We start from the raw sequence: 13,405 nt of genomic DNA, 5'->3' as shown, positions 1-13,405 counted from the left end.
AAAATATTTCAATCTTTTTCATACATTCCAGAACCATTTTTTTACAAAAACAAAAACATCATAATTACAATTCCTTGTGAAAGACTATTACAAGGAGGTGCGAATTGTGGCAAAACAAACGTCTGAAAAAAATAATAGTGAGGGGCATCTTTCTTGGTGGCAACTATCCTTAATCGGGGTTGGTTGTATAATTGGGACAGGTTTTTTCTTGGCATCAAGTATTGCCATTCAAATGACCGGGCCATCCGTTATTTTTGCTTTTATATTGGCAGCTACTGCGACATACATTGTGTTTGAAGCTCTTGCGAAAATGTCTGCTAAAGATCCACAAAAGGGGACATTTCGAACATACGCAAAAAAAGCATATGGTCGTTGGGCAGGATTTAGTAGTGGATGGGTTTATTGGTGTTCTGAAATATTGATAATAGGTAGTCAGTTGACTGCAATTTCACTTTTGACAAAGCTTTGGTTCCCAGGTGTACGTTTGTGGATTTTTGCTTTAATATACGCCATTTGTGGACTTATCGTGCTTTTTATAGGAGCAAAAGCATTTGGAAAAGTAGAAAGTATATTTGCTATTATGAAAATTGCAGCAATCTTTATGTTTATTGTTATTGCTATCTTAGCTCTAACAGGTGTTATTGATGGAAATCCAAAAGGAGATATTCCAAAAAACATGGGTGAATTATTTCCAAAAGGAGTCTTTGGATTTTGGAGTGCACTATTATTTGCCTTTTTCGCTCATGGTGGAATAGAAGTAATGGGTGTTATGGCTATTCATCTAAAAAAGAAAGAAGATGCACCAAAATCAGGGAAAGTAATGTTAGCTCTTCTTGGCTTAATTTATGTAATTTCACTTACTTTGGCGCTATTGCTCGTTCCCTATACAGAATTTAAAGATAAGAAAAGTCCCTTTGTTACTGCTTTAGCGGATTTTAATTTAGATTTTTTTCCCCACGTTTTTACTGCGGCTATTATTATTGCTGGGTTTTCAACAATGTCTGCTTCCTTATTTTCGGTCACCACAATCCTTACGACGCTATCGGAAGAGGGAGATGCTCCAGCAATATTCAGTAAACAAACGAAAAAAAAATTCAAAATGCCTTTACCTGCTATTGCATTAACTTCCTTAGGACTTGTAATATCTATTGTAACTTCTTTAGTGTTACCTAATAAAGTGTATGAATATATAACGACTGCTGCAGCATTAATGTTGCTTTATAACTGGTTATTTATGTTAATGTTTTATCACAAATTGATTGAGCTGACTAATGCGGATAAAGTTAAAAGAACTATCGGCATAATTCTTGTAGTCGCTGCAGTAAGCGGATCACTTGTTCATTCTACGAGTCGACCAGGTTTTTTTATCAGTTTAGTGTTCATATCTGTAATTGCACTAGTCATTTTAGTGTTACGTAAGCGCTGGGAAAAGGAAGAGTCTCAAAAGAGTGTGTGATAAGCTTGAATGCCAAAATATATACCAAATGCAATCATCGATAGGGAAGAGAGTAAGGAGATAATAATAAGAAACCTAGTTGATAGGTACTTTCTTGCACCACTTGAAAGAAAAGCTATAATCGTATCCCACAAAATTACTCCAACTATAATTGCTAAGCTAAAAATAATTAATTGATCGTCCTGGAGAGAGACGGATGTTTGCGCAAGGATAGAACCGTATATTCCCAACCAAAAAAGAATCGTTAGAGGATTCAACAGGGAAATTAGGAATCCGGACAGTAAAGCCTGCCTAAGACGAATGCGCTTTCCAGATGACATGTTAATTTTAATTTTGTTTAGGGTTAGTAAATTTTCTATGCCTGTATAAGTTAGAACGAAACACCCGAAAGTCCATAAAAATATTTTTATGTAAGGTGAATCTATGAATTGCCCAACCCCAAAATAAACCATAATCATATAGAGGATGTCCGCTGTTAATGCACCAAAACCAAAAATGAATGCATGAAAAAAACCATTTTTGATTCCTGTATCTAATTGTGCAGCATTAACAGGTCCAACTGGTGCCGCTAAAGAAATTCCTAACAAGATGTAAGTGAAAATTGAATTCATTGTATGTCCTCCATCGAAATAGATATCTTGTATCTTATTCATTTGGAGTGTCTTGTACAACTAAATACAAACAAAATTATTCAAAAAAAAACCTCAGATTATAGAAATCTGAGGTTTAAGCATACATACTAAACTTCCATGATAATTGGTAAAATCATTGGTCGTCTTTTTGTTTTTTCATATAAATAAGGACTTAGAACGTCTGTAATCTCATTTTTTAATTCAGACCATTCAGCAGGCTTGTCCTGAATTGTTAATCGTAAGTGCTTGTTTAACATTTGTTGAGCCTCGTTAATCATCGTCCCCGATTCACGCATATAAACGAATCCTCGTGAAATAATATCTGGTCCAGAAACAATTTTTTTCTTTTCCATATCTGCGCTGACAACGACAATAACTAATCCCTCTTCAGATAAAATACGACGATCTCTAAGTACGATATTGCCAATGTCACCTATCCCACTACCATCGATGTATACATCACCAGAAGGGATTCTACCAGCTACATGTGCTTCGTTTGCACTCAATGCAAGTACATCTCCATTTTCCATGATAAATGTATTTTCTTGAAGTACATCACAATCGATAGCAAGTTCCGAATGGATTTTTAACATACGATACTCACCGTGTATTGGCATGAAGAATTTTGGTTTCATCAGGCGTAGCATAAGCTTTTGCTCTTCTTGTGAACCATGACCAGACGTATGAATATTATTTAAAGATCCATGAATTACTTCTGCTCCTGCACGATAAAGTAAGTTAATCGTGCGATTTACACTTGATCTATTTCCAGGAATTGGAGAGGAAGAAAATACTACAGTATCTCCAGGCTGGATTTGAATTTGACGATGAGTGCCATTTGCTATTCGTGAAAGAGCTGCCATTGGTTCACCTTGGCTACCCGTACATAAAATAAGTACTTCATTTGCTGGTAATCGATTTAATGTACTAACGTCAACAAAAGTTTCCTTAGGAGCAGTGATATATCCAAGCTCACGCCCAATCGTGATTGCATTGTCCATACTTCTACCAAATACAGCGATTTTACGATTATGATGTACAGCAGCATCTGTTACTTGCTGAAGTCTATGAATATTAGAAGCAAAAGTAGCAAATATAATACGACCATTTACTTTTCTAAAGATAGAATCCATACTTTCGCCTACTTTACGTTCAGACATTGTAAAGTTAGGGACTTCTGCATTTGTACTATCGGAAAGTAAACACAACACTCCGTCACTACCGATTTCAGCCATTTTCGTTAAGTTTGCTGGTTCACCAACAGGTGTGAAATCAAATTTAAAATCTCCCGTGTGAACGATATTACCTGGAGGGGTTTTTACTACAATACCGAACGCATCTGGAATACTATGTGTTGTTCTAAAAAAACTAACTGCAGTTTTTCTAAACTTAATGACATCGTTTTCTTCAATAACATTCATTTTAGTTTGACGAAGTAAACCATGTTCTTCTAATTTATTGCGTAGTAGGCCGAGGGCTAACTTTCCACCATAAACAGGAACGTTGAGTTGCTTCAATAAATAAGGAATTCCACCGATGTGATCCTCATGACCATGTGTGATAAAAAGGCCTTTAATTTTATCCACATTTTTTACCAAATACGTGTAGTCAGGAATAACATAGTCAATTCCTAATAAATCATCTTCTGGAAACTTGATTCCAGCATCAATCAAAATTATTTCATCTTGAAATTGAACGCCATAAGTATTTTTGCCGATTTCGCCTAGTCCGCCGAGGGCGAAAACCGCAGTTTGATCATTCTTTACAAATTTCATAGATTATATCTTCTCAACATTGAAATTCGCGCTTGCTTGTTCGTATTCTAAATGACTACCTTCAAGCAATTGAATTAATTCAATATTATACTTTCGATCTTTCAGAAGAGAACGAACCTCACGTTCTGATTCTGCTTCTACATATAGGCTCTTAGTGTTTTCGCGAACTGGTACTTCTAGTGCATTTTCTTGATAATAAACTTTATAAATCATTTTATACTCTCCTTTTTCACGTTCAAAATAAATCAATTCTCTTTATATTATCATGACGCTTATTTAAAATAAAGAAAAGCCCTCCAAAATTTGAAGGGCATAAAAATCTATGCTATCGTTTTTTCTCTGAGCATTCCACCGAGCCGTCTCAACAGTTTCCTTTTCAGGCGTTTCAACATGGCCACCCACTCCTTGTACTACATTATATACAAGAATGGAAAAATTGTAAAGGATTTTCGCAGAAAAGTCAAACTATTTGCATAATGAAAAGAGGATTATTTTTATGAAAAATAAAATTTTATTTTTTGATATTGATGGAACGATTCTAGATGGTGATAAAAATATCCCCACAGGTGTAATAGAAGCTATTAATGAAGCAAAATCGAACGGGCATGAAATTATAATTGCTACAGGAAGAGCTCCATTTACAGCTAAATTTGTTTTAGACCAGTTAAACCTAGACTCCTTTGTTTGCTATAATGGCCAAATCGTGCAGTATAAAGGCGAAACGATCTATAAAGGAGTACTAGAAAAAGAAGAGTTGCAACAGTTAACAGATTTTGCTCAAAATAGGGAGCAACCGGTAGTTTATATGGATAGTAAGGAATTTGTATCGAATATACCTGACCATGAAGATGTATTTGAAAGTATTTCATCTTTAAAAATGGCGCTACCTCGAACAGAAGAAAACTTCTTTTTAACAAATGACATCCATCAAGCTTTAATATTTTGTAGCTTAGAAGAACAAAAGGAATATGAAAATGCATTTCCAAACTTAAAATTTGTTCGTTGGCATCGAGTATCTTGTGATGTTCTACCAAAAGGAGTTTCAAAAGCTAAAGGTATTGAATTATTGCTTAAACATTTAGGGAAATCTCCAGATGATAGTATTGCTTTCGGAGATGGATTCAATGATATAGAAATGATCGATTTTGTTGGGATAGGCGTTGCAATGGGAAATTCTGTAGATGCATTAAAGGATCGTGCGACAATTGTCACTGAGCATGTTTCTGAAAATGGTTTAATAAATGCTATGAAGAAGTTAGAACTTATACAATAGTAATAAGGAGATATACATGAAAAACATGCAAAATAAACATGTACTAATATACGGGGATGCATTTGTCGATTATATTGCAAGTGATTCAAGCAATACACAATTCACGAAGTTTTTAGGGGGGGCTACTGTAAATGTCGCAGCTGGCATCTCTAGATTAGGAGCTCCAGCGTCTTTTATAACGGTGACTGGCGAAGATGAAACATCAGAGTTTGTTAGAACTGAACTAGAGGGAGAAGGTGTAGATCTTACTTACGCAAAAGTCATTCCAGAAAAAAGAGTGAGTGGAGTATATGTTCATTTGACCACTGACAATGACCGAATTTTTAATAAGTATGTAGATGAAACGCCAAATGTTCAAGTAGAATACTGTACGTTAGAACAATCAGCTTTTCAAAATGCTTCTCTTTTTCATTTTTGTTCGGGAACTTTATTTCACCCCGTTGCCTTTAATACTACAAAAGAAATAGTAGCTACATTGAAAGAGACAGGAACTTTCTTATCATTTGATGCCAATATTAGACCATTAAGATGGGAAAATGAAGAAAAATGTAGAAATACAATTATTTCTTTTTTCACAGATGTAAATTTATTAAAATTAACAGAAGAAGAGCTTTTTTTCTTAACAAGAACAGATACGCTCGAAGCGGGTATTGAAAAGTTGCAGTATTACTCCATACCAACAATTCTTATTACAATGGGAGAAGAGGGAGCTTATATTGTGATGAATGAACAGATAGTTCACATTCCAGTTGTCAAAGTCGACCCTGTAGATACAACAGGTGCTGGTGATGCATTTATGGCAGGGATATTAAGACAGATTCATCTTTATGGAGCCCCTACTACTATAGATGTATGGAAGGACTATGTATCATTCGGCAACAAGCTAGGAGCAATTTGTGCGACAAAATTTGGCGCATTATCGGCAATGCCGAGAATAGAAGAATTAAGTTAACAATAAAATAAAAGAGGTGCCTTTTTAGGCGCCTCTTAGATTAAAGACAAATTGAAAAATATAGCGTTTTGTTATTTTGGAGAAGCGTCCACTCGACTCCTGCAGGAAAGAGATGCAGAAGAGACAGTAGTTGAAGGACAGGTTTTTCACATACTAGATTTTTATTTCGGACCCGTTGATTTCCGTTCCAGGCGGACGCGTTCCGCCGGCATGGCTTCAGCCGCTTCCCTCGCGACGCTCAGTCCAGGGTCTTCAGCTCATGCACCTGTCGCTTCGCTTTCGGTGCAGAAAACATTTGCTATTCCGGCTGGAGTCGCCACCTTCCACTCCAATCAACTATTATCCGCTTTTCAATTAAAAAGCCATCACGCTATTAATAGAGTAAGTTTATATCACTTAAATTTTTTCAATTAGTATTTATAGAAAATCGTTGAAAAAGGCGACACTCCTGCGGGGATAGCGTTAGCCGAAGACCCCGCAGCGCAGCGAGGAGGCTAAGGCAACGCCCGCGGAAAGGGAGCCGTTTCAACAATTTTCTTATTTATAGGACGACATTATTTAGTAAAGTCAAATTCTATATACTTTTTCAGTGCCCTCAGCGTAACTGTAACAACTCTTTTTTTGAGTTTTTCAACAGCTAGAGAGGTGCCAAGGAGGCGCTTATTTTATTATCCACGATCATAAGGTGTAGAATCGGGTATTTCTGCATAAGGGTTCATTTTATTAATATGATCATAAAACATAATTCCATTTAAGTGATCTAACTCATGTTGGAAAGCAATTGCCGGTAATCCTTTTAAACGTTTTTTAAACGGTTTACCATCTGGATAAAAACCAGTTGCTGTAATTCTTGCATATCTAGGAACATAGCCTTCAATTACTTCATCTACTGACAAGCAGCCCTCGCCTGCAGAAATATAGGTTTTTTCAACTGAATGACTAATAATTTTTGGATTTACGGCAACAAAGCTAACAATATTGTCTTCTTCATCTGTTAAGTGTAATGCAAACATTCTTTTTTCAGCATTCACTTGTGGTGCAGCTATGCCTATTCCTGGTCTTAGCTTATATTTTTCAACCATTTCTTCATCTTGGCTGTTTATAACATATTCTAATAAGTCTGCTGCAAGTTTTTGATCTTCTGCTGATAAAGGGAAAGTCATTTCAGAAGTTTTTTTACGAAGAGTGGGATGACCATCTCTTATAATGTCGTTCATAAGTATCATTTGAATCGTCCTTTCCATATTCATATAGCTATTATATCGAAAAAAGGTCATTAACTAAACAAAAAGAGCCGATTGGTCTGTTGAATTTAAAGATAAGAACAATTATAGTGTTAAGAATATAGGAGGTTGCTTTATGAAAAAAATGAAATATCTAGTTATTCTATGCTCTATCTTATTTCTGTCTGCATGCTCTTTTGGTCAACAAACAGAAGAAAAGCTATCTAACATCTTAACTGAATTATATGAATCTGAATCTGATTATAGAGCTGTACAATCAGAGTTAATAGCAATCGAAAAAAAAGAGCAAGCTAATTTTCAAAGTATGATGGAATTAACAAAAGACCAAAAAGAAGAGCTTACAAAACAAGTAGGTGAAACTTCTAAACTTTTGGAAGAACGGTTAGTTTTAGTAGAAAAAGAAGCAGCTTCCATTACTAAAGCATCTGAAAAATTGAAACAATTACAAACATTAATATCCGAAACAAAAGATGAATCTGAAAAAGCAAATTTAGAAAAAATGGAAGAAGCATTAAAAAATAGATATGCAGCCTATGATGCTTTAACTGAAGAGTATAATTCTCTTGCTAGCTTGCAAGAAGAATTATATAACTTACTAATTACTGAAGAAGCAGAAGTAAAAACAATTCAAAACAAAGTTGCAGAAGTGAATGAACAGAATGAAGTGGTCAAGAAAGCGGTAGAGAAGTTTAATGAGCTTACTACACAGTTAAACAAAGTGAAGGAAGATATATTTACTTCCTTGCAAGAAGAAAAAAAATAACCAGTAGGCTATTCTAATGGGAAACATTAGGATAGCCTTTTGTATTATATATAACTGTTACATTAGTAAACTGATATAATACAGACAAAAATTGTTAGTGATACAGTTTGAAAGGTTTTAAATTTTCTTGCAAAAACAAACCCTAGTTTTATATGATTGACCGTAGATTTAAACTTGAGTATACTAAAAATGAAATATTGTTGTATCACTATGTCTTATAAGAAATTTTAATACAGAAGAAAAGGAGAGTTGCTATTATGGCTGCAAAAAAATTACCGCAGTTAGATCCAAAGAAAACGCTTCAAGAGATTGAAGAAAAGTTTGAATTGTTCCAGATTTTAAACGAAGAAGGGACAATCGTTAACGAAGAAGCAAACCCTAACCTATCCGATGAAGAATTAGTAGAGTTAATGAGCCGTATGGTGTATACGAGAATTCTAGATCAACGATCCATCTCTTTAAACCGTCAAGGACGTTTAGGATTTTATGCTCCAACTGCAGGGCAAGAAGCTTCCCAACTAGCTTCCCAATTTGCAATTGAAAAAGAAGATTTTATCTTACCTGGGTACCGAGATGTGCCACAAATCGTATGGCATGGTTTACCATTATGGCAAGCTTTCTTGTTCTCTCGTGGACACTTCATGGGAAATCAAATACCAGAAGGTGTAAACGTTTTCCCACCACAAATTATTATTGGTGCGCAATTTATCCAAGCTGCTGGGGTAGCACTTGGAATGCAAAAACGTGGTAAAAAAGCGATTGCCATTACTTATACAGGTGACGGTGGATCTTCACAAGGTGATTTCTATGAAGGAATTAACTTTGCAGGAGCTTTTCGCTCACCGGCAGTATTTATTGTTCAAAATAACCAATATGCTATTTCTACTCCTCGTGAATTACAAACAGCAGCAAAAACTATTGCACAAAAAGGTATTGCTGCTGGTATTCCAAGTGTGTTAGTAGATGGAATGGATCCTTTAGCTGTTTATGTAGCGACAAAAGATGCTAGAGAACGTGCGATTAGAGGAGAAGGTCCAACTCTAATTGAAACACTTTGTTACCGTTACGGTCCACACACTATGGCTGGAGATGATCCAACTCGTTACCGTACGTCTGAAACAGATTCTGCTTGGGAAAAGAAAGATCCACTTGTTCGTTTCCGTACATTCTTAGAAGGAAAAGGACTATGGAATGAAGAAAAAGAAGCAGAAGTAATCGAAAAAGCTAAAGAGGAAATTAAAGAAGCTATTAAAAAAGCAGACAGTGCACCAAAACAAAAAGTTACTGATTTAATTAATATTATGTATGAAGAAAACCCATATAACTTAGATGAGCAATTAGCTTACTATACAGAGAAGGAGTCGAAGTAACCGATGGCACAATTGACGATGATTCAAGCAATTACGGACGCACTCCGTACTGAGCTTAAGAATGATGAAAACGTTCTAGTCTTCGGTGAAGACGTAGGCGTTAACGGAGGAGTATTCCGTGCAACTGAAGGTCTACAAAAAGAGTTTGGAGAAGATCGAGTATTTGATACACCTCTAGCAGAGTCTGGGATCGGTGGTCTTGCAGTTGGTCTAGCACTTCAAGGATTCAGACCTGTTCCTGAAATTCAATTCTTTGGATTCGTTTATGAAGTAATGGATTCTATTAGTGGACAACTATCTCGTATGCGTTTCCGTACAGGAGGATCTTTTAATGCCCCTGTTACAATTCGTTCACCATTTGGTGGAGGTGTGCACACACCAGAAATGCATGCAGATAGCTTAGAACTATTAATGACATCTACTCCAGGGGTAAAAGTAGTTATTCCTTCTACACCTTATGATGCAAAAGGATTATTGATTTCGGCTATTCGAGATAATGACCCTGTTATTTATCTAGAGCATATGAAATTGTACCGCTCATTCCGTGGTGAGGTTCCAGAAGAAGAATATACAATTCCACTAGGTAAAGCGGATGTTAAACGTGAAGGTACAGATTTATCTATCATCACTTATGGAGCAATGGTACATGAAAGTATTAAAGCTGCGGAAGAGCTAGAAAAAGAAGGTCACTCTGTAGAAGTTGTAGATTTACGTACAGTTCAACCTCTTGATATTGAAACAATTATTGCTTCTGTTGAAAAAACAGGACGTGCAATAGTCGTTCAAGAAGCTCAAAGACAAGCTGGTATCGCTGCAAACGTAGTAGCTGAAATCACAGAAAGAGCTATTTTAAGCTTAGAAGCGCCTGTGCTAAGAGTTGCTGCTCCTGATACAGTATTTCCATTTTCTCAAGCAGAAACAGTTTGGTTACCTGGAGTAAAGGATATAGTAGAAACAGCTAAAAAAGTCTTAACGTTTTAATAAATAGCATTTAAAAGAAAGGGTGAATACTGTGGCATTTGAATTTCGATTACCGGATATCGGTGAAGGTATACATGAAGGCGAAATCGTTAAATGGTTTGTCAAAGTAGGAGACGAAGTAGCAGAAGATGATATTTTATGCGAAGTCCAAAACGATAAAGCTGTAGTAGAAATTCCTTCTCCTGTAAAAGGGAAAGTTACGGAAGTATTAGTAAGCGAAGGTACAGTTGCAGTCGTTGGAGATGTGCTTATACGATTAGATGCTCCTGGATATGAGGATCTACATTTTAAAGGGCATGATAACGAAGCGGCAAACGAGAAAACCGAAGCACAAGTACAATCTACAGCTGAGGCTGGTCAATCTATAGATAAAGAAGAAACAAAGGCTCCTGAAAAATCTGAGAAATCAACAGAAACAACAGAAACAACAGAACAGCCAAGAGTGGATCCAAAAGGCGACAAACGTGTGATTGCAATGCCATCTGTTCGTAAGTTTGCTCGTGATAATGAAGTGAATATTGCAGATGTCTCTGGAACAGGAAAAAATGGACGAATACTAAAAGAGGATATTGAATCATTCTTATCTGGTGATCAGAAATCTGAAGAGGTTTCAAGTAATGTACAAGGGGAAGAAATATCAAAAGAAACAAAAGCAGAAGTAAAAACATCTGCACCAGTTTCTATAGAAGGAGAATTCCCTGAAACTCGCGAGAAAATCTCTGGTATTCGAAAAGCGATCGCTAAAGCAATGGTTCATTCAAAACATACTGCTCCTCATGTAACTTTAATGGATGAGGTGGATGTGACGGAACTTGTTGCTCATCGCAAGAAGTTTAAGGATATTGCAGCGGAAAAAAATATCAAGTTAACTTACTTACCATATGTGGTGAAAGCATTAGTAAGTACATTACGTGAGTTCCCGCAATTAAATACTTCTTATGATGATGAAACAAGTGAAGTAATTCAAAAGCATTACTTTAATATTGGAATTGCAGCTGATACTGAAAAAGGATTGCTTGTTCCAGTCATTAAACATGCGGATAGAAAATCTGTATTTGCTATTTCGGATGAAATTAATTCACTTGCTGGTAAGGCACGTGAAGGAAAACTTTCACCTTCTGAAATGAAAGGTGCTTCCTGCTCTATAACGAATATTGGCTCTGCTGGTGGACAATGGTTTACTCCAGTTATTAACCATCCAGAGGTAGCAATACTTGGAATTGGTCGAATTTCAGAAAAACCTGTAATAAAAAATGGTGAAATTGTAGCTGCTCCTGTGTTAGCATTATCATTGAGCTTTGATCATCGAATGATCGATGGTGCGACTGCTCAACATGCGTTGAACCATATTAAACGTTTGCTAAGCAGTCCAGAATTATTATTAATGGAGGCGTAAAAAATGGTTGTAGGAGATTTTCCGATTGAAACAGATACTTTAGTAATTGGTTCAGGACCTGGTGGATATGTAGCTGCAATTCGTGCAGCACAAACTGGACAAAAAGTTTTAGTAGTAGAAAAAGAATATATTGGTGGCGTTTGTTTAAACGTTGGTTGTATTCCATCAAAGGCATTAATTTCTGTTGGTCACCGTTTTGAACAAGCAAAACATGCGGACGACATGGGTATTACTGCTACTGATGTGAAAATTGACTTTTCTAAAGCACAAGCTTTCAAAGATAGCGTAGTAAAAAAATTAACAAGCGGTGTTTCTGGGTTATTAAAAGGTAACAATATCGAAGTAGTAATGGGTGAAGCATATTTTGTAGACGCTAACACTGTTCGTGTTATGGACGAAAAATCTGCTCAAACGTATACATTTAAAAATGCGATTATTGCTACTGGTTCTCGCCCAGTTGAAATCCCAACATTCAAATATTCAAAACGCGTACTTAACTCAACTGGTGCTTTAAGTTTACCTGAGATTCCAGAGAACTTAGTTGTAATTGGTGGAGGATATATTGGTACTGAATTAGGTTCTGCATATGCTAACCTAGGTTCAAAAGTAACAATTATTGAAGGCGGCGATGACATTTTAGCTGGCTTCGAAAAGCAAATGACAACAATCGTTAAAAAAGGCCTTAAGAAAAAAGGTGTCGAGATTTCAGTTAAAGCTTCTGCTAAAGGTGTAGAAGAAACTGAAAATGGTGTTGTTGTAACTTATGAAGCAGGCGGAGAAGAGAAAAAAGTCGAAGCTGATTATGTATTAGTAACAGTAGGTCGTCGTCCTAATACAGACGAAATGGGTCTAGAAGAAATTGGCATTAAGTTCGGTGAACGCGGATTACTTGAAGTAGATAAACAATGCCGTACTAGCATTAGTAATATCTATGCAATCGGTGATATCGTAGCAGGACCTCAACTTGCACACAAAGCTTCTTACGAAGGTAAAGTAGCTGCTGAGGCTATTGCTGGTCAATCATCAGTTGTAGATTATTTAGCGATTCCTGCAGTTTGCTTTACAGATCCAGAAATGGCTACAGTAGGTTTAAACGAGGCGCAAGCTAAAGAACAAGGATATGATGTAGCTGCTGGGAAATTCCCATTCGGTGCAAATGGTCGTGCACTTGCACTCAATGCTGCAGAAGGTTTCGTAAAACTTGTTTCTCGTAAAGAAGATGGATTACTTCTTGGAGCTCAAATTGTAGGTCAAGGAGCTTCTGATATGATTGCTGAGCTAGGTTTAGCTATTGAGGCTGGAATGACAGTTGAAGATATCGCAATGACTATTCACGCACATCCAACATTAGGTGAAATAGCAATGGAAGCTGCTGAAGTTGTTATGGGTCACCCAATTCATATCATTTCAAAATAATTTATTTCGGAACCACTCAAAGCAACCTTGCTTTGAGTGGTTTTTTCATGTTAGTTGAAATGTATATGATCACTCTTTTTATCATTATTGTATTAGGGTTGCTTTGAACATTACGTTTATTACCATGAAGGTTGTAAATATTAAACA

Annotated in this window: 12 protein-coding genes; 8 read left to right on the top strand and 4 right to left on the bottom strand. The window is 36.3% G+C overall.

Annotated features, from left to right (window positions below; translation table 11 throughout):
• The first annotated feature begins 106 nt into the window (after window positions 1-106).
• Complete coding sequence (locus tag AM499_RS10500) at window positions 107-1,456, top strand: amino acid permease (protein WP_053590164.1); 1,350 nt, start codon at window positions 107-109, stop codon at window positions 1,454-1,456.
• Here the strand turns inward: AM499_RS10500 and AM499_RS10495 are convergent.
• From AM499_RS10495 to AM499_RS10485, 3 genes are all read right to left on the bottom strand, one after another.
• Window positions 1,441-2,067: a LysE family transporter gene (locus AM499_RS10495; RefSeq protein WP_053590163.1), complete on the bottom strand. Its 627-nt coding sequence runs from the start codon at window positions 2,065-2,067 to the stop codon at window positions 1,441-1,443. The two genes, AM499_RS10500 and AM499_RS10495, sit on opposite strands and share 16 nt — an antisense overlap.
• Before the next feature lie 128 nt (window positions 2,068-2,195).
• A complete protein-coding gene (gene rnjA / locus AM499_RS10490) occupies window positions 2,196-3,863 on the bottom strand; it encodes a ribonuclease J1 (RefSeq protein ID WP_053590162.1) in 1,668 nt (555 codons plus the stop codon).
• Window positions 3,864-3,866: 3 nt separating this feature from the next.
• Window positions 3,867-4,076, bottom strand: a complete 210-nt coding sequence (locus tag AM499_RS10485; RefSeq protein WP_053590161.1) for a DNA-dependent RNA polymerase subunit epsilon — start codon at window positions 4,074-4,076, stop codon at window positions 3,867-3,869.
• Between the two features lie 283 nt (window positions 4,077-4,359).
• On the opposite strand from AM499_RS10485, the gene AM499_RS10480 reads away from it, so the two are divergent.
• Both AM499_RS10480 and AM499_RS10475 read left to right on the top strand, forming a co-directional pair.
• A complete protein-coding gene (locus tag AM499_RS10480; protein ID WP_053590160.1) occupies window positions 4,360-5,136 on the top strand; it encodes a Cof-type HAD-IIB family hydrolase in 777 nt (258 codons plus the stop codon).
• A gap of 16 nt (window positions 5,137-5,152) precedes the next feature.
• The gene (locus AM499_RS10475) at window positions 5,153-6,088 is read left to right on the top strand and encodes a carbohydrate kinase family protein (RefSeq protein WP_053590159.1); all 936 of its coding nucleotides are present in this window, start codon (window positions 5,153-5,155) and stop codon (window positions 6,086-6,088) included.
• Between the two features lie 668 nt (window positions 6,089-6,756).
• Here the strand turns inward: AM499_RS10475 and def are convergent.
• Window positions 6,757-7,314 carry a peptide deformylase gene (gene def, locus AM499_RS10465; RefSeq protein WP_053590157.1) on the bottom strand — a complete coding sequence of 186 codons (558 nt, stop codon included), beginning with the start codon at window positions 7,312-7,314 and terminating at the stop codon, window positions 6,757-6,759.
• A gap of 133 nt (window positions 7,315-7,447) precedes the next feature.
• Between def and AM499_RS10460 the strand changes: the two genes are divergently transcribed.
• The 5 genes from AM499_RS10460 (at window position 7,448) to lpdA (ending at window position 13,258) form a co-directional block, all read left to right on the top strand.
• Window positions 7,448-8,095: a YkyA family protein gene (locus AM499_RS10460; RefSeq protein WP_053590156.1), complete on the top strand. Its 648-nt coding sequence runs from the start codon at window positions 7,448-7,450 to the stop codon at window positions 8,093-8,095.
• A gap of 257 nt (window positions 8,096-8,352) precedes the next feature.
• Window positions 8,353-9,465 (top strand): pyruvate dehydrogenase (acetyl-transferring) E1 component subunit alpha, encoded by a 1,113-nt coding sequence (gene pdhA / locus AM499_RS10455; RefSeq protein ID WP_053590155.1) that lies wholly within the window; start codon window positions 8,353-8,355, stop codon window positions 9,463-9,465.
• 3 nt (window positions 9,466-9,468) lie between these two features.
• The gene (locus AM499_RS10450) at window positions 9,469-10,446 is read left to right on the top strand and encodes an alpha-ketoacid dehydrogenase subunit beta (protein ID WP_053590154.1); all 978 of its coding nucleotides are present in this window, start codon (window positions 9,469-9,471) and stop codon (window positions 10,444-10,446) included.
• A gap of 31 nt (window positions 10,447-10,477) precedes the next feature.
• Window positions 10,478-11,842 carry a dihydrolipoamide acetyltransferase family protein gene (locus AM499_RS10445; protein WP_053590153.1) on the top strand — a complete coding sequence of 455 codons (1,365 nt, stop codon included), beginning with the start codon at window positions 10,478-10,480 and terminating at the stop codon, window positions 11,840-11,842.
• A 3-nt stretch (window positions 11,843-11,845) separates the two neighbouring features.
• Entirely contained in the window at window positions 11,846-13,258 is a 1,413-nt protein-coding gene (gene lpdA, locus AM499_RS10440) for a dihydrolipoyl dehydrogenase (RefSeq protein ID WP_053590152.1), read from the top strand.
• Window positions 13,259-13,405: the final 147 nt, after the last annotated feature.

Origin of the sequence: Bacillus sp. FJAT-22090, assembly GCF_001278755.1 — a bacterium.
Lineage (GTDB): Bacteria > Bacillota > Bacilli > Bacillales_A > Planococcaceae > Psychrobacillus.
Note: the sequence above shows the minus strand (reverse complement) of the source record. Positions and strands in the feature narration are given on the sequence as shown.

Coding starts and splice junctions, on each gene's coding strand:
- AM499_RS10495 (WP_053590163.1), bottom strand. CDS start 2,067: ATGAATTCAATTTTCACTTACATCTTGTTAGGAATTTCTTTAGCGGCA.
- rnjA (WP_053590162.1), bottom strand. CDS start 3,863: ATGAAATTTGTAAAGAATGATCAAACTGCGGTTTTCGCCCTCGGCGGA.
- AM499_RS10485 (WP_053590161.1), bottom strand. CDS start 4,076: ATGATTTATAAAGTTTATTATCAAGAAAATGCACTAGAAGTACCAGTT.
- AM499_RS10480 (WP_053590160.1), top strand. CDS start 4,360: ATGAAAAATAAAATTTTATTTTTTGATATTGATGGAACGATTCTAGAT.
- AM499_RS10475 (WP_053590159.1), top strand. CDS start 5,153: ATGAAAAACATGCAAAATAAACATGTACTAATATACGGGGATGCATTT.
- def (WP_053590157.1), bottom strand. CDS start 7,314: ATGATACTTATGAACGACATTATAAGAGATGGTCATCCCACTCTTCGT.
- AM499_RS10460 (WP_053590156.1), top strand. CDS start 7,448: ATGAAAAAAATGAAATATCTAGTTATTCTATGCTCTATCTTATTTCTG.
- pdhA (WP_053590155.1), top strand. CDS start 8,353: ATGGCTGCAAAAAAATTACCGCAGTTAGATCCAAAGAAAACGCTTCAA.
- AM499_RS10450 (WP_053590154.1), top strand. CDS start 9,469: ATGGCACAATTGACGATGATTCAAGCAATTACGGACGCACTCCGTACT.
- lpdA (WP_053590152.1), top strand. CDS start 11,846: ATGGTTGTAGGAGATTTTCCGATTGAAACAGATACTTTAGTAATTGGT.